This is a genomic window from Mucilaginibacter limnophilus, assembly GCF_004005815.1.
Taxonomy (GTDB): Bacteria; Bacteroidota; Bacteroidia; order Sphingobacteriales; family Sphingobacteriaceae; genus Mucilaginibacter; species Mucilaginibacter limnophilus.
The window spans coordinates 1-16366 of record NZ_SACK01000013.1; the positions used below are offsets into that span (position 1 = coordinate 1).

Consider the following 16366-nt stretch of genomic DNA (forward strand, 5'->3'; position numbering starts at 1 on the left):
ACAAAATGAGCGTTATCAACGCCTTACGAAATAAAATGCTCCAGCGCATTGTCTCTGTTGTAAAAAACAACAAAACCTATCATTCAAAAATAGCAGCTTAATCTTGCTTTTATCATAGAAATCTTTTGGCTGTCAAAAGAAAGTGACATCCACTTGCGATGATAAAACACTCTTCAATGCCTAACGAAGAACTGCAATAGAAATGGTAGTAACAGAAGTGCGGTTATAAAATACAAATCCGGCTTTAATGCAAGACTTCAGTTACAACTAAGGCAGTAAAGGTGTTATAACTTCACACCTCTTAAAAACTCATCAATACCCATGCGTTTCTTGCCTTCCAACTGCACATCTAACGGACAGATAAAACCATCTGCAGCGGCAAACTTTAGGTAGGTTTTGTTGTCGGTTAAAAAGCCGCCCGGTTGTATGCCCGGTTCCTTGTCCTGATATTCGGCACTGTAAATCTTAAAATTTTTACCGTTAAGCGTGGTTGAGGCGGCAGGAGTTGGGCTAAGTCCGCGTATTAAATTGTAAATTTTTTGTACCGGCTGTGTCCAGTCTATAACAGCAAGCTCTTTGGTTAATTTTGGCGCATGTTGCAGCTGGGTTCCGCTTGCTAATTGTTCCTGCGGATGCTCGTGGTAGCGGCCGCTTTCAATGGCCTTAACCGTTTTTACCAGCAAGCCCGCGCCTTTATGCATCAGGCGGTCGTGCAGTTCGCCTGCGGTTTCATGGCCGGTAAGGGTTACCTTTTCGGTGAACAAAACATCACCTGTATCAATTTCATGCTTTAAAAAGAAGGTAGTAACACCGCTTTCTTTCTCACCGTTTATCAATACCCAGTTTATTGGTGCGGCACCGCGATATTGCGGCAGCAGGGAGGCATGTAAATTGATGGTGCCTTTTGGTGGCATATTCCAAACTACTTCGGGCAACATCCTGAATGCCACCACAACCTGCAGATCGGCTTTAATTGCCTGTAATTGTTCCAGAAATTCAGGGTCTTTAAGCTTTACAGGCTGAAGTACCTTTATACCATGTTCAACAGCATATTGTTTAACAGCGCTTTCGCTGATTTTTTGTCCGCGTCCCGCCGGTTTATCGGGCGCGGTAACTACCGCTACGATATCACATCCTGCAGCTATAAGGGCGTCTAACGATGCTACGGCAAACTGGGGCGTGCCCATAAATACAATTCTCATGGTATGCTGTATCTAAATAAAAATATATAAACAAGAACGGTGGCTAATGTTTGTTAATGCTGTAGCAAAATACAGCATTATGGATACAATAAGTACTTTTTGCGTGTCGCTTTAAAGTCATTTAACGCCGGTTCCCAACTGCTGCGTATTTCTGATTCTGTTACCCCTGCTTCTATTTGCTTTTGAAGCTGCTTGGTACCGGCAAGCTTTACAAAATACGTATTAAAAAACGTTTTTTTATCAGGAAAAGCTTTATACAATTCGATTAGCCATTTAAGGTTCAGTTTTCCTGATGATTTAAGACTATGAACATCATAATCCTTAAGGTTAATACCGTAACAGGTATTACCTTTTTGCGGTGGATTTTCGCTCATGCCCGGAATACTTACCGGTGTAAAAGAATAACTGTATTTACCTTTTAATGCCGGATGTCCTACCACCTGGAATGGAAACATCGTACCACGCCCAATGCTAAAAGTAGTACCTTCAAAAAGGCAAAGGCTTGGATACAGTAATACTGACTGCTGCGTATTCAGGTTTGGCGACGGCGGCACAGGCAGCGTATAATCCACCTGATGGTTATAACCTTCCATTTTTATAACGGTCAGTTTGCATTGTATGCCGTTTTTGAGCCATTTCTCGCCGTTTATCATTTGGGCATATTCGCCGATGGTCATGCCATGGGCTATGGGTACAGGATGCATACCTACAAATGATTTTACCGTGGTATCAAGCAAAACCGGCCCGTCAACCAGATAGCCGTTTGGATTGGGTCTGTCGAAAACCATCACCGGAATATTATTCTCGGCACAGGCTTCCATTACATAATGCAGTGTGGATATGTAAGTATAAAAGCGGGTGCCTACATCCTGAATATCAAATATCACCAGGTCGAGGCCTTTCAGGTCGGCCGGAGTGGGTTTGTAGTGTTTACCATACAAGGAAATTACCGGCAATCCAGTAGCCTTATCGGTACTGTTAGCAACGGTAGCACCATCGCTGGCATCGCCGCGAAAACCATGTTCAGGCCCGAATATCTTTTTTATACCGGCACCCAGCTTCAACAAGCTGTCAACGGTAAGCTTTTTACCTTTGCCAATGGTAGATGTCTGATTAATTACCATACCGATATTCTTGCCTTTAAGCTGATCGATATAAGCTTCGGTACGGTTAGCGGCTATCACGATGCCTTTTGATTGTTCTGCAGGTTGTTGTACGCTGGTTGTAGCGTTGTCAGCAGCCGAATGTTGTTGTTTCGCAGGTTGATTGCTGCAGGTTGTGGCCCCAAGTAAAACACTTAGGGCGGCTGTGCGTAATATCATGGCGGTATTTATCATAGTAGTGTATAGCGGTAATTAAACCGTAGTTTTTTAACGGCAAAACTGCATATTTGCGAAGTTACAAAAATCATACAGGTTTGGGTTTTTCATCTTTCATAGCCGGGCGAATAACATTTAAGTCGAAGCGTACGTTCTCGAAGCTTATCGTACGCATAGCCGTTATCGGTATTATGCTGGGCCTTGGGGTGATGATACTATCCATGGCCATAGTGCGCGGCTTTAAGCAGGAGATACGCGAAAAGATCCGCGGTTTTGCCGGCGATATACAGGTGGTGAAGTTCGACCTGAATAATTCATATGAAAACTCACCCTTTATTGCCGATGATGACTTTGTAAAGCAATCTCTTAAAAGCAAACTCATTACTCACATATCTCCGTTTGCTACCAAGCCGGGCATCATCAAGGCCAATGATGAAATTGAAGGCGTGGTGCTGAAAGGTGTCGACAGCCATTACGACTGGCAGTTTTTTAAGAACGCGCTGGTTGAGGGCAAGGTGATTGACTTTAAGGATTCAGTTGAGGCGCAGAAGCAGATCATGATATCGAGGCAAACAGCCGACCGCATGAAACTTAAAACCGGCGACGACCTGTTGATGTACTTCGTTCAGGAACCTCTGCGCAAGCGTAAATTCACCATTTGCGGTATTTACAGCGCCGGGGTTGACGAGGTTGACCGCACGTTCGTTATTGGCAGCCTGTCGCTTATACAGCGGCTAAACAATTGGGAACCCTATGAAATTGGCGGATATGAAGTGCGTGCAACCGGTTTCGACCAGATCAGGCAGGCCAACAGTGCTCTGGCGGCTACCATGCCTGTCAGGCTGAAATCGTACACGGTAATGGAAAGCTATCCTACTATTTTTGAGTGGCTGGAGCTGCTTAATGTAAACGCCCGGGTTATGCTGATACTGATGACCATTGTAGCTGTGATCAATATGATATCGGCACTGCTTATTATGATACTCGAACGTACCGCAATGATAGGCATGTTTAAAGCACTGGGCGCTGCCAACTGGGCCATACAAAAGATATTTCTTTACAACGCTACCTACCTGATAGGCCTGGGATTGCTGCTTGGTAACCTGTTCGGGCTGGGCCTGGCGCTGTTCCAGCAGCATACGCACTTTTTTACACTCGACGCCGCCTCGTACTACATGAGCTTTGTGCCGATACTTATCGACTGGAAGGATGTAGTGCTGCTTAACATCGGCACGCTGGTGATATGTCTACTGGTGCTCATTATCCCTTCGTCACTAGTGGCTAAAATTTCGCCGGTTAAGTCGATACGGTTTAAGTAAACTGTAGGTGTTGACGTCAACAGAGTCAACACCGTCAACACCAGTCAACATCGTCAACACCAGTCAACATCGTCAACACCAGTCAACACCGTCAGAATAATGGCACCATATTAACAAAAAAAGCCACTCCGTTATGGAGTGGCCCTGTTTAACCGTTTATATGCTATGAATAAATCCGGTTTCAGATCTTTTATTTTCTTTTGGTCTGGAAGTTCAGTTTAAGGTTAATACCGCCCGCGCCGAACTTAATCTGCTGCGCGCCCATGCCATCAAGCGGGTATTTCAAAAATGGCTCTATAACCAGAGTATTGCTTTTACCGAGCGGATAACCAACACCAAACGCTACGTTTAAAGTTCGCGCTAAGTAAAAGTTACCAAAGCCTTCGGTTATCTTTTCGCCGATAGGCTGTGCCAATGAGCCACTAACCGCGCCGCTGTAACCATATTTGTAGGTATAATTCTCGTTAAGGAATGTACCCGAGCTTACCCCAGCAGAAACATACGTATCGCTTTTACCCGGGGCAAATTCGTATTTTAGGTTAACCGGAATATCAAGCCCTAACAGACTGGCGTTATAGTTTTGTAGCGATGGCGATGAGATAATACCGTTAAACATCTTGTTATCGTCTTTCATAGCGGTTAACGCTACCGACTGCTGCACAGCTACCGCCGGAACTTCTGCTACCGCGCCAGAGTTGTAGTTGAATGAGTTTTGCGCTATCGCGATACCGGTTGACAGCTTCAGGTTTTTGGTAATTCGGAAATCGGATGTTAAACCCGCGCCTACATTTACCCTGTTATCGCTGCCCTTGGCATAGTTTACATAAGTGGCGGCATAAAGTCCTAATTTTACTGCTTTATCACTGCTTTCTTCTTTACGGTTATTTGCCGGCTTACTGTCTTTTTCCAGTAGTGCCATAATTGAGCTTTTTGCCGTCGCCGGTTGTTGTTGCACTATCACCGGTTGCATTGCAGGCTGTTTTTGTGCTGTTACAGACGTAGTTTGAGTAACCGGGGCCGGTTTTGTGTCAACAGGCTGTGTAACCGCATAAACAGGATCAGTAACTTGTCCATTTGGTGCTTCAGGAGCAATGGCAGGCGCTTTAACACTTTCTTTTTTTACAGGCTGCTGTGTTATAACCTGAACAGTATTTTCCGGACGTGGCTGAACACTTAATGATGGAGCTGCCGGTTTAAAGTTGTTGTTTGCTAAATTCTCAGCTTCAGTTGGTGCAGCCGCTTGTTCAACGGTTTCGGCCTCAACTTCAGTTTTGTCGGTAACAGCAGGTTCAGTTACATGTACAGGCTGTTGTTGCGGTTTTTTTACAGATGTTTTTGTTATTTGTACCTGCTGGTTTTCGCTTTCGTAGTTGAGCCACAGTCCAACTCCCAGGAAGAGCAGGATCACCGCGGCTGCAGAGGTCCACCACAACCTTGCTACACCGCGGTGCTTTGCTTGTGCAGGAAATTTCTCCCGCAGCAGCATCCAGCCTTCATCGGCGGTATTGTCTTCGTAATTATCGAAAACCTCGCTGATGCGTCTCTTTAAGTCGTTTTCAAGATCCTCTTTCATAGTTCTTGTTCCTCCGTACTTAAAATCTTCCTTAATTTCTCTTTGGCCCTGCTCAGGTAAACCCTTGACGAGCTAACCGGGATATCTAACATATTGCCGATCTCTTCATGGCTGTAACCGTCAATTTCATACAAGTTAAAAATGGTACTCTGTATTGCAGGCAGCTCATCAAGCAGCTTCAGTATATCTTCAGCATTCATCTTTCCAACCACACTGGCATGCTGCCCAATAGGCGGCGCCTCATCAATATCAGTATTCATCATAAATTTCAAACCTTTACGCCGCTGGTCAATAGCAGTGTTTACCACCACTGTACGCAGCCACGCTTTAAAAGGCTTATCTTCGCTGTAGGTGTGTATCGCGTTAAAAACCTTTATAAAAGCATCGTTCACGGCCTCTAATGCATCGTCACGGTTTATACTGTACCGCAAACCTATACCCATAGCATACCCATAGTACTGTTTATACAGTACTTCCTGATATCGTATGCTGCCTTTTTTACATTGACTGATGAGCTCGCTCTCAGTAATGCTTTTGGGTTTTAACATTAATGGCCTCGAGAAATTGTGATCTTCCTTTTTTGGAAGGGTAAAGGTAAGTAATGACACTGTTTTTTAATTACTTATCTTTTTTAAATCATAAAAATAAGCAACAGTATCACCTTTTGAGGCCAAAAATTGTAAACGTGTGCCATCAAACGAGTAAATATACACGCCATGTAAAAACAATTTTGTTGAGCTGCTGGCATAAGTAGCATCATCAAATTGTATATAGCTGTAATCGTTAGCAAATTTACCATGACTGTTTGAATGCAGTGTTGAATCGCTTGTAGCAGTAAATCCGCTGTCGGCCTTCATCCTCACTGCAAAGCCAAACTTAAATACGGTATCAAATTTACCGCTTGTCATGTTCTTCTTTAATTTTTTTAGCGTACCGTCAAAAGTTCCGGTAATTTTAGGGGCAGGGGTAACTTCGTTTTTGCTTTTTAAACAGCTTGTAAACATTATGCCCGAAAACAGGGCAATCACCACTAACACATTAATCGTTGTCTTTTTCATAATCCTTTAAGCTTTGTATAATTATTTACGTATGATATTACACAAACGCTACAAGCAGGTATAAATTTTTTATATCTGAATTTTAGCGGGTTACGAAAGAAGTATGAAGTAGTGTGAAATAAGGTGTTACTTTTTTCTCAAATCGTAAATTACGCCCACGCCATCGGCAAAACTGCGGGTTATCTGTAATTTTTGGCCGTCGTAAAAGTAGTTGTACAGTCCGTGAAGATGTTTCTTTAGCGATTTGTCGGTGTAAGTTCTGTCGTTAAACTGGATAAAGTTTTCGTTTTTAAAAGCGCCCTTACTTCCGGCATGGTTGGTGGTGTCGCCATCAACAGTAAAAGCGTTGTTTGCCATTAACGTTAATTCAAGGGTGTCGTTAACCAGGGTATCGTAACCGTTGTTTGTCGCTCTTTTTTTAAGAACCTTAAACGGACCTTCAAAGGTTCCTGTTATCGGCCCGGGTGTGGCCAGTGCCAGCGTGTCGTTATCCTTAATGCAGCCGCTAAGCGTAATACCTGATAACAGGGTAGCAACTATAAGTATATTAATTATGTGTTTTTTCATTGTTTGGGGTTATACCAGCTTTACGGCAACCCATTTATAAACGCTACAATTATATAACTAATTAAACTTTTTTCGCTTCATTCCAAAAAATATCCATTTCAGCAAGCGTCATGTCATGCAGCTTTTTGCCCTGTTGGGCAGCTTTGGCTTCAAGGTACTGAAAGCGCTTAATAAACTTACGGTTGGTTTTTTCAAGCGCGTCTTCGGGGTTTATGTTGATAAACCGTGCGTAGTTGATAAGCGAGAACAGCAGGTCGCCAAATTCACCCTCGGCTTTTTCACGGTCGATGGCGCTTTCATCTTCGGCGTTAAACTCATTTTTAAACTCCTGCATTTCTTCCTCAACCTTATCCCAAACCTGGCTTTTCTCTTCCCAGTCGAACCCAACGCCGCGAGCCTTTTCCTGTATTCGCGACGCCTTTACCAGCGCAGGTAACGATGCCGGCACACCTGCCAGTACCGAGCGGTTTCCTTCCTTAAGTTTGATCTGTTCCCAGTTCCGCTTTACATCATCTTCGTTATTCACCTCGGTATCGCCGTAAATATGCGGATGCCGGTTAATCAGCTTATCGCAAATGCCGTTCAATACATCGGTGATGTTAAACGCATTGCTTTCTGACGCAATACGCGCGTAGAATACCAGGTGCAGCATAATGTCGCCCAACTCTTTGCGGATCTCCTGCATATCGCCGTCAAGTATAGCGTCGCTCAGTTCATATGTTTCCTCAATGGTAAGGTGCCTGATGCTTTCCATGGTTTGCTTCATATCCCATGGGCAGTTCTCGCGCAGGTCGTCCATAATTTTCAGCAAACGTTCAAACGATGAAGCAGGCGTTAAACCTGTGGCAGGAGGGGTAAAAGGCATACGTTTTTGTTTGTAAAGATAGGGATTAGTCGATAGACCATGGTCCATAGTCGATAGTATTTATCCAAAAACGTCAGAAATGTTGCATTGACTATCAACTATGATATATCATTGGGGGGCAACTATATTTTCTATGGTCTATTGTCCATGGACTATGGTCTACTCGCCCTCAGCATTTCCCGCTTTCCCGGCGCACCTTTGGCTTTTTCCACTTTGAGGCCTAAGGCTTTTATGCTGCGTTTCAGGTTGCCCGTAATGGCGTAGGTAACAAACACGCCGCCGGGTTTTAAAAACTGCAGGGTATGTGCAATAGCGGTATCATCCCACATTTCGGGCTGATGGATGGCTGCGAAGGCATCAAAGTAGATCACGTCATATTTTTGTGCCGATTGAAAATCGAGTAATTTGCAATGGGCAACATGTAGGTGGCAAAAGCTATTAAGCTCCGTTTTATGCGTTAGCGCTGATGGATAAGCGCCGGTGAAACTTTGCCATATTTCGGTCGGAACATATTGATCGTAGCCTGTCTGCACTATCATTTCAGTTGATAGCGGATAAGCCTCGATACCGGTGTAATTCAGTGTGATTTGATTAGCCGTGCAGTAGTTGGCAGTAAGTAAAAAGTTAAGCCCGGTACCAAAGCCAACTTCGAGTACTGATACTTCTTTAGCATCTTTTCCTTCCAGGAAATACTTTAATCCTGAATCAAGAAACACGTGTTTACTTTCCTGCAAAGCGCCATGTTTGGAATGATAGTTTTCGCCCACCTGTGGATTGTAAATGGTATTTGAACCATCGGCAGTGGGGACGATTGTTAGGTTGTTGTTCATTTGTTCATAGTTAATTGATCATAGTTCATAGCTTTTTTTATTGGGTCAGAACTTAATTACCATGAACTATTAACCATGAACTATTAACCATGAACCAACATCTGTTGTATCCGCTCACCCATATCATAAACCGGGACGTTGCTTATGAGAGCTTGTATAATACTGCTTGCCGCCGCCGAGCGGTAGCCCGCCGCGCAGTGCACCACAATGGGTTTATCGGTTGGAATCTCACTAATCCGTTCGCGAAGCTCGGGAAGCGGAATATTGATAGCGTTACTAAATGCCTTGCCGGATTTTACTTCGCCCGCGTTGCGTACATCTATTATGGTGTATTTCCCGGGATTGTCGTTTATGTCATCGGCAGCAAAGGCGGGTGATTTTTCTTCGCCCTGCGGGGATGTTGATACCGAGGCGATGTTCTTTTCGTAACCGATTTTTGCCGCCTTTTCCGCCATGCTTTGCAGATCGTTGGCAGTAGCGGCTATCAGCATGAACGCTTCATCAGGCGCTACTATTGAACCCAGCCAGGTTTCAAATTTGTCGCCATCCTGCAGATTGATGGCTCCTTTGGCATGGCCTTGCACAAAGTTTCCTTTCGGACGCGTATCGATTATTAGCGTGTTTTCTTGAAGTGAAGCTTCCCTGCCTTCAATCACAGCTTCAACACTTGGTTCGAAAGCAGGTAAGCCGGTTTTATTTGCCGCCACATCAAAGCCAAAATATTTTGGCATAAAGGGCTGTTCAGACAGCATCAGGTTAACAAATTTCAGTTCGTCCATTAACTGCAGGGCGTAATTGTCACGTATCTCCCGCTCGATAGTGCTTTGCAAATCGGCGCTGATGTTTTTGCCACATAGCGAGCCGGGGCCGTGTGCGGGGTAAACCACTACCTCTTTCGGAAGCTTCATTAGCTTATCACGGGTTGAATGGTACAGATGGCGGGCAAGTTCTTCTTTTTTAGCGCTGATGCCGGTAGTTTCACGTAAGTCGGGCCTGCCGACATCGCCTACAAATAAGGTATCGCCTGTAAAAATGGCTACATCACAGCCGTTCTCATCCTCAACCAACACGCAGATAGAATCGGGCGAGTGGCCGGGCGTGTTGATGGCTTTGAGTTTGATATCGTCAAGCGGCAATGTATCGCCGTCATCAAAAGTTTGGTGCGGGTATTCGGCTTCGGCATGCTTGCTGATATAGACAGTGGCCCCGCAGGTATTGTGTATCTCGAGGTGCGAACTGGCAAAATCGGCATGCAGGTGCGTTTCAATAACAGCTACGATTTTAGCTTCATGCAAAGTAGCGAAATCATAATATGGCTGCGGGTTACGCCCGGGATCAATAAGCGCTATTTGCCCCCCGCGCAATACCGCGTACGACGCATGGGCCAGGCCCTTATCATAAAATTGATGGATCAGCATGTGGCAAAGATATGCGTTTGGGCGAGATTAGTAATTGGTGAGTTGCGAATGGTGAATTGTGGGTAAATATAGTTGCGCTATAAGAAGTGCTTAACGTTGCTAACAATTTATTGTAAGCGCGTCGCAGACGCTAAGCTATATTAAGCACTCGTCATAGACGAGCGCAAGTAGGGTAATTGGTGAGTTGTGAATGGTGGGTAATGTGCATTAGCGGCTTGTTCGGGATCCCTCAGGACTGAATGCTTGCATGTGAGATGCTGAAACAAGTTCAGCATGACCAGAAGGCGGAGAACCCTCTCCCTTGGAGAGGGTAGGGTGAGGCCAACAAAAAACCCCGGCTCAATGGAGCCGGGGTTCGGATTTAAACTTAAGACAGGGTATTTCTTGTTACCATACCTTAATGCGTTCTTCGGGCGCTTTGTATAGTTTTTCGCCCGGCTGTATGTTAAATGCCTTGTACCACGCGTCGATATTGGTGAGCGGGGCATTGGCACGGTGTTCTTCAGGCGAGTGCGGATCGGTAAGGATACGCTGAGCGGCGGTTTCAGGCAACTGCTTGCTGCGCCAAACCTGCGCCCAAGATAGGAAAAAACGCTGATCAGGCGTAAAGCCGTCAATATTATTACCGCTTTGGCCCTGTTTTGTTTTTTTCCAGGCATCATAAGCCATGCTTAATCCCCCAAGGTCGGCAAGGTTTTCACCCAGTGTAAGTTTACCGTTTACGTGGATAGTATCGAGCACGGTAAGGGCATTGTATTGCTCAATCACTTTATCGGCACGCTGGGTGAACTTGGTGTTGTCCTCATCAGTCCACCAGTTGCGAAGGGTGCCGTCGGCATCATACAAACGGCCTTTGTCGTCAAAACCGTGGGTAATTTCATGACCTATCACCGCGCCTATGCCACCATAGTTGATCGCGTCATCAGCCTGGTAATCAAAGAATGGAAAACGCAGTATCCCGGCAGGGAAAACGATTTCGTTGTTCACTGAATTGTAGTAAGCATTAACCGTCGGCGGTGTCATGCCCCAGCGGGTTTTATCGACCGGTTTGCCAAGGCGGGTTACGTTGTAGTTATAACGCCATGCCGAAATACGGCGCTGGTTGCCAAAGTAATCGTTACGGTTAATCACCAGCCCGTCGTAGGTTTGCCATTTATCCGGGTAGCCAATTTTAACGGTAAAGGCATTCAATTTTTTAAGCGCACGTGCTTTTGTGGCATCGCTCATCCAGTCAACTTTTTGAATGCGTTCGGCATAAGTAGCTTTCAGGTTGTTCACCAGCTTCAGCATATATTCTTTCGCTGCAGGCGGGAAGTATTTCTCTACATACAACTGGCCAAGCAATTCGCCCAGGCTGCCATCAACCATGGCCGACATACGCTCGGTACGCGGCGCCTGCACCTTCTGGCCACTAATCGCGCTGCTGAAAGCAAAACTTGCCTTAACAAACGGTGAGCTTAACGCGCCTGCTTCGTTTTTCAGGATGTTCCATTTCAGGTAAGTTTTCAGGTCGGCAACCGGCGTTGCAGCCAGTAACGAGTCGGCTGATTTTAAAAAGGCAGGAGAGCTAACCAGTAATGAATCTTGTCCCGGTGTTTTGAGTTTTGGCAGCAGTTCTGTCCAGTTTAAGTGCGGCGTATTTTTGCTGAAAGCAGCCACAGTAAATTTGTTATAGGTAAGATTTGGATCGCGCATAGCTACACGAGTCATTTGCGCGGTTGCCAATGCCTTTTCAATGTTCCATATGGTGGCGGCATTTTTTTCGGCAGCATCTGCAGGCGAACCGGTTAGTGTAAACAAGGTTACAATGTATGTTTTATAAGCGTCCTGAATCTTTTTTGTACGAGCGTCGCTTTTCAGATAGTTATCACGGTCGGGCAAACTTGTACCACCCTGACCAAGGCTTACAATGTATTTGCTGACGTTTTTCGAGTCCTGGCCAACGCCGAAACTAAACAGCGGACTTGCAATACCGTTAACACGCTGGTAAACCAGTTCGTCAATCACATCTTTAATGCTGCTGATCTTGTCAACGCGCTGCAGATCGGCTTTTATCGGGTCGTAACCGCGTTTTTCAATAGCAAGGCTGTCCATGCCGCTGGCGTACAGGTCGCCTGCACGCTGTTTTACGCTGCCTTTTGGGTTGTTGGCGTTTTTGCTTACTTCTTCCAGTATAAGCACCAGCCTGTCGGCGTTTTCCTGGCGAAGCATGTTAAAACTTCCCCAGCGGGTTTCTTTAGCCGGAATGACGTTGTTTTTCAACCAACCGCCATTGGCATATTCAAAGAAGTTATCACCCGGCTTTACAGCAAGGTTCATGTTGGCTTTATCGATAAACTTTGTAGGTGGATCCTGGCGTTTTAAAGCAGTTTTAGGCTTCTTACCGCCATCATTTGCGTACGCTGCCGTAAACAGGCATGCCGCCGCGAGGAAAGTTAATCCCGTGGTATAAAATTTCATGATGTGTAGTTAATATAAAGTGAAGGTAGCCAATTAGCGTCGAACAAGCAATCGGGCTGGCTAAATGTTTAGCGGTTAAGCCATTGGATGATATAATCCAGGTGAGTTCTTTTTAGCAATTCGTGTACAAAACGGTTGAAAGACAGAGTTTTCATGATTTTCGCGCCAGTTATATTTTATTAACTTGCTAATTGTAAAAATATTGTGCGGAAATGTAAATTGCAGACACTTGTAAAATTAATGAACCGTAAGTAAATATGGGTTTACTATCCGTGAGTAAGCGAATGATACTTATTATTTTTACATACTATTATATTAAAATGAGAAAAAGATTAGTTCTATTTTTCCTGGTTATAACCCATTGCAGCATTACGGCATTATCACAAGATGCAGGTGAACGTAAAAGGCAGGAATCATTGAAAACATATGCAAGAAACTATTTTGAAAAGGTTTATGTTCCCATGCACTTTAAGAATCCTTACAGTTATAAGTTTTCCAGTATCCGCCTTGCTCCAAACACCATGGAATCCGACCTTACTGATTCCTTGTCCTGGTACGAAAACAAAATAGAAAAGCTTGATACTATGTCGTACAATTCAGAGTATCAACGAACGGTAAGGTTACTGAAGGCCGAGTTAAAAGAAAGAGAAGATGGTCTGCCCAATGATTCGGCAACCTTAGCAAGACACGATAACTGGTTAGAATCCTTAAGGAGCGACTATGGTGAACTTAAAACGGAGTATGAAAAAACTGCTCAAAGAAAAGCATCATTAGCAAACCGATTGAAAAACCTTACTCCTGCAGATAAGAAAAAGATTGTTAATTACACCGTTTTTTTACGCTGTTACGGACGTAACAGCTTCGGTGGCATAGTCTATTCCGCCTATTATTTCAGTATTACTCCTCAAAAGGCTATAGGTTTGGTCAACGCACTTGACTGATTTTTAAAGTAAATGACGAGTTAACATCATGCGTTTCCACATAGCGATGGGTTTCAAACCCATCGCTACGGATTGCTTACCTGCCACTCATCATTCAAACTATGAACCTTCCGTTCAAATAATTACTTTTGCGCCCTATGAGTACTTCCGGAAAATATCAGCCTCAGGATTTTGAAGATAAATGGTATAGCTACTGGCTGCAGCACAAGTTTTTTAAGTCGGTACCCGACGAGCGTGAACCTTACACCATAGTAATTCCGCCGCCAAACGTAACCGGGGTGCTACACATGGGCCATATGCTGAACAACACCATTCAGGATGTACTGATACGCCGTGCTCGCATGAGCGGTAAAAACGCCTGCTGGGTACCCGGTACCGACCACGCCAGCATTGCCACCGAAGCAAAGGTTGTAAACATGCTGAAAGAGCAAGGCATAAGTAAAAAAGATATTTCCCGTGAGGAATTCTTGAAATATGCTTACGACTGGAAGGAAAAATACGGCGGCATCATACTTGAACAATTAAAAAAACTGGGCGCTTCGTGCGACTGGGACCGCACCGCCTTCACTATGGACCCGCACATGAGCGAGGCCGTGATAGATACTTTTATCCGCCTGTATAAAAAAGGATGGATATACCGTGGCATACGCATGGTTAACTGGGATCCGCAGGGTAAAACCGCTGTCAGCGATGAAGAAGTTATCCGTAAAGAGGTTAACCAGGAGCTTTATTATATAAATTACAAGATAGCTGATGGTTCAGGGCATTTAACAGTTGCCACCACCCGTCCTGAAACAATAATGGCCGATACAGCTATATGCGTTAACCCTAACGACGAGCGGTATTTTCACCTGCATGGCAAAAAAGTGTTGGTGCCGCTAATTAACCGTGAAATACCGGTGATACTGGACGAGTATGTGGATATGACTTTCGGAACGGGGTGTTTGAAGGTTACACCCGCGCACGACCTGAACGACTATGAACTCGGCCAGAAACATAAGCTGCCGGTTATAGATATTTTAAACGACGACGGAACACTTAACGAAAAAGCCGAGATACTAATTGGCGAAGACAGGTTCGCCGCCCGTAAAAAAGTCGCGGTGATGCTTGAGGAAGCCGGTTCGCTGGAAAAAACGGAAGATTATAAATCACAGATAGGTTTTTCGGAACGTACAAACGCTGCCATAGAGCCAAAGCTTTCTATGCAGTGGTTTTGTAAAATGGGCGAAATGGCCAAGCCAGCGTTGGATTATGTGCTAAACGGCGACGTGAAGCTGATACCCGACAAGTTTATTAACACCTACCGCCACTGGATGGAGAACGTTAAAGACTGGAACATTAGCAGGCAGTTGTGGTGGGGGCAGCAGATACCGGCATGGTACCTGCCAAACGGTGAGTATGTGGTAGCTAAAACCCGCGAGGAAGCATTTGAGGAAGCTCAAAAAATCACTCAAGACTCAGCTCTCACTATTGACCAACTGTTACAAGAGGAAGACGTAGTTGATACCTGGTTTTCATCGTGGTTGTGGCCGATATCGGTTTTCGATGGCATTGCTAACCCGGATAACCCTGAGATACAATATTATTATCCAACTAACGACCTGGTTACCGGTCCGGATATCCTGTTCTTTTGGGTTGCCCGGATGATTATGGCCGGTCATGAATGGCGTGGTGAGATACCGTTTAAAAATGTTTATTTAACCGGTATCGTTCGTGATAAGCTGGGCCGCAAAATGTCGAAACAATTAGGCAACTCGCCTGATCCTGTCGACCTGATTGAACGCTATGGTGCCGACGGTGTGCGTGTTGGCATTTTATTAAGCGCTCCTGCCGGTAACGACCTGATGTTCGATGAAGCTTACTGCGAACAGGGGCGTAACTTCGGTAACAAAATATGGAATGCGTTCCGTTTGGTAAAAGGATGGGAGGTTGACGACAGCCTGCCATGCGAAAATAAAGTGGCGATTGATTGGTTTGAAAGCCGTTTTAACCAGGCGCTTACCGAGATTGCTGACAACTTTGCGCAATACCGCCTAAGCGATGCGCTGATGGCCACTTACAAGCTGGTATGGGACGATTTCTGTGCCTGGTACCTGGAAATGATAAAGCCTGTTTATCAGCACCCTGCCGATAGGGAGACCTTTACCCGTACAGTTAAATTCTTTGAAGATATATTGAAGATTCTCCATCCGTTTATGCCGTTCCTGACTGAGGAATTGTGGCATGATGAACTGTTTGGCGAGCGTGCGGAAAACGACTGTTGTATTGTTGCACAAATGCCAAGTTTTGGGGAAGTTAATACCCAGTTGTTAAACGAGGTCGAGGTGGTAAAACAAGTGGTTACACAAATCAGGAACATTCGTAACCAAAAACAAATTTCTCCTAAAGAAGCGCTTGTGCTTTCAGTGAAAGTTAACTCAGGTATCAGCTACAACGATTATAAAAACGTTATTGGCAAACTGGCTAACGTAAGTGAATTTACAGTAGTGAATGAAGCCGTTGACGGCGCAGCATCGTTTTTAGCACATACAGATGAGTTTTTTGTTCCGCTGAGCCAAAACATTGATGCCGCTGCCGAAATCGAGCGCTTGCAAAAAGAGCAGGAATACCTATTGGGCTTCCTTAAATCGGTAAATGCTAAGCTATCAAATGAGCGTTTCGTACAAAATGCAAAGCCTGAAATTGTGCAAAATGAACAAAACAAAAAGGCCGATGCCGAAGCGAAACTGTCTATCATTGAGAAGCAGCTGAAAGATTTGGCGGGCTAATTGCAGTATCTGTCCGAATAATGCAACGCTTCCACAGTATCGTTTC

At 44.8% G+C, this 16366-nt stretch carries 13 protein-coding genes; 3 read left to right on the plus strand and 10 right to left on the minus strand.

Annotated elements, in window-relative coordinates:
• Positions 1 to 284: 284 nt before the first annotated feature.
• Together fmt and EOD41_RS19310 are read right to left on the minus strand one after the other, a co-directional pair.
• Complete coding sequence (gene fmt / locus EOD41_RS19305; protein WP_205780603.1) at positions 285 to 1202, minus strand: methionyl-tRNA formyltransferase; 918 nt, start codon at positions 1200 to 1202, stop codon at positions 285 to 287.
• 77 nt (positions 1203 to 1279) lie between these two features.
• Positions 1280 to 2539 (minus strand): exo-beta-N-acetylmuramidase NamZ family protein, encoded by a 1260-nt coding sequence (locus EOD41_RS19310; RefSeq protein WP_127708064.1) that lies wholly within the window; start codon positions 2537 to 2539, stop codon positions 1280 to 1282.
• A 53-nt stretch (positions 2540 to 2592) separates the two neighbouring features.
• On the opposite strand from EOD41_RS19310, the gene EOD41_RS19315 reads away from it, so the two are divergent.
• Entirely contained in the window at positions 2593 to 3840 is a 1248-nt protein-coding gene (locus EOD41_RS19315; protein ID WP_240663501.1) for an ABC transporter permease, read from the plus strand.
• Between the two features lie 190 nt (positions 3841 to 4030).
• Here EOD41_RS19315 and EOD41_RS19320 read toward each other — a convergent pair whose 3' ends face one another.
• The 8 genes from EOD41_RS19320 to EOD41_RS19355 form a co-directional block, all read right to left on the minus strand.
• Positions 4031 to 5413, minus strand: coding sequence for a hypothetical protein (locus EOD41_RS19320; protein WP_127708068.1), 1383 nt, complete (start codon positions 5411 to 5413; stop codon positions 4031 to 4033).
• A complete protein-coding gene (locus EOD41_RS19325) occupies positions 5410 to 5961 on the minus strand; it encodes an RNA polymerase sigma factor (protein WP_127708070.1) in 552 nt (183 codons plus the stop codon). The genes EOD41_RS19320 and EOD41_RS19325 overlap by 4 nt, the downstream gene beginning before the upstream one ends.
• Before the next feature lie 66 nt (positions 5962 to 6027).
• A complete protein-coding gene (locus EOD41_RS19330; RefSeq protein ID WP_127708072.1) occupies positions 6028 to 6471 on the minus strand; it encodes a hypothetical protein in 444 nt (147 codons plus the stop codon).
• A 126-nt stretch (positions 6472 to 6597) separates the two neighbouring features.
• Positions 6598 to 7038: a hypothetical protein gene (locus EOD41_RS19335; RefSeq protein WP_127708074.1), complete on the minus strand. Its 441-nt coding sequence runs from the start codon at positions 7036 to 7038 to the stop codon at positions 6598 to 6600.
• Between the two features lie 61 nt (positions 7039 to 7099).
• Entirely contained in the window at positions 7100 to 7903 is an 804-nt protein-coding gene (mazG, locus tag EOD41_RS19340; RefSeq protein WP_127708076.1) for a nucleoside triphosphate pyrophosphohydrolase, read from the minus strand.
• Positions 7904 to 8055: 152 nt separating this feature from the next.
• Positions 8056 to 8733: a tRNA (5-methylaminomethyl-2-thiouridine)(34)-methyltransferase MnmD gene (gene mnmD / locus EOD41_RS19345; RefSeq protein WP_127708078.1), complete on the minus strand. Its 678-nt coding sequence runs from the start codon at positions 8731 to 8733 to the stop codon at positions 8056 to 8058.
• 83 nt (positions 8734 to 8816) lie between these two features.
• Positions 8817 to 10151 carry an MBL fold metallo-hydrolase gene (locus tag EOD41_RS19350; protein WP_127708080.1) on the minus strand — a complete coding sequence of 445 codons (1335 nt, stop codon included), beginning with the start codon at positions 10149 to 10151 and terminating at the stop codon, positions 8817 to 8819.
• 387 nt (positions 10152 to 10538) lie between these two features.
• A complete protein-coding gene (locus EOD41_RS19355) occupies positions 10539 to 12611 on the minus strand; it encodes a M13 family metallopeptidase (RefSeq protein ID WP_127708083.1) in 2073 nt (690 codons plus the stop codon).
• 320 nt (positions 12612 to 12931) lie between these two features.
• Here EOD41_RS19355 and EOD41_RS19360 point away from each other — a divergent pair, with 320 nt between their 5' ends.
• A complete protein-coding gene (locus tag EOD41_RS19360; protein ID WP_127708085.1) occupies positions 12932 to 13552 on the plus strand; it encodes a hypothetical protein in 621 nt (206 codons plus the stop codon).
• A gap of 137 nt (positions 13553 to 13689) precedes the next feature.
• A complete protein-coding gene (locus tag EOD41_RS19365) occupies positions 13690 to 16320 on the plus strand; it encodes a valine--tRNA ligase (protein WP_127708089.1) in 2631 nt (876 codons plus the stop codon).
• Positions 16321 to 16366: the final 46 nt, after the last annotated feature.

Coding starts and splice junctions, on each gene's coding strand:
- fmt (WP_205780603.1), bottom strand. CDS start 1,202: ATGAGAATTGTATTTATGGGCACGCCCCAGTTTGCCGTAGCATCGTTA.
- EOD41_RS19310 (WP_127708064.1), bottom strand. CDS start 2,539: ATGATAAATACCGCCATGATATTACGCACAGCCGCCCTAAGTGTTTTA.
- EOD41_RS19320 (WP_127708068.1), bottom strand. CDS start 5,413: ATGAAAGAGGATCTTGAAAACGACTTAAAGAGACGCATCAGCGAGGTT.
- EOD41_RS19325 (WP_127708070.1), bottom strand. CDS start 5,961: ATGTTAAAACCCAAAAGCATTACTGAGAGCGAGCTCATCAGTCAATGT.
- EOD41_RS19330 (WP_127708072.1), bottom strand. CDS start 6,471: ATGAAAAAGACAACGATTAATGTGTTAGTGGTGATTGCCCTGTTTTCG.
- EOD41_RS19335 (WP_127708074.1), bottom strand. CDS start 7,038: ATGAAAAAACACATAATTAATATACTTATAGTTGCTACCCTGTTATCA.
- mazG (WP_127708076.1), bottom strand. CDS start 7,903: ATGCCTTTTACCCCTCCTGCCACAGGTTTAACGCCTGCTTCATCGTTT.
- mnmD (WP_127708078.1), bottom strand. CDS start 8,733: ATGAACAACAACCTAACAATCGTCCCCACTGCCGATGGTTCAAATACC.
- EOD41_RS19350 (WP_127708080.1), bottom strand. CDS start 10,151: ATGCTGATCCATCAATTTTATGATAAGGGCCTGGCCCATGCGTCGTAC.
- EOD41_RS19355 (WP_127708083.1), bottom strand. CDS start 12,611: ATGAAATTTTATACCACGGGATTAACTTTCCTCGCGGCGGCATGCCTG.
- EOD41_RS19360 (WP_127708085.1), top strand. CDS start 12,932: ATGAGAAAAAGATTAGTTCTATTTTTCCTGGTTATAACCCATTGCAGC.
- EOD41_RS19365 (WP_127708089.1), top strand. CDS start 13,690: ATGAGTACTTCCGGAAAATATCAGCCTCAGGATTTTGAAGATAAATGG.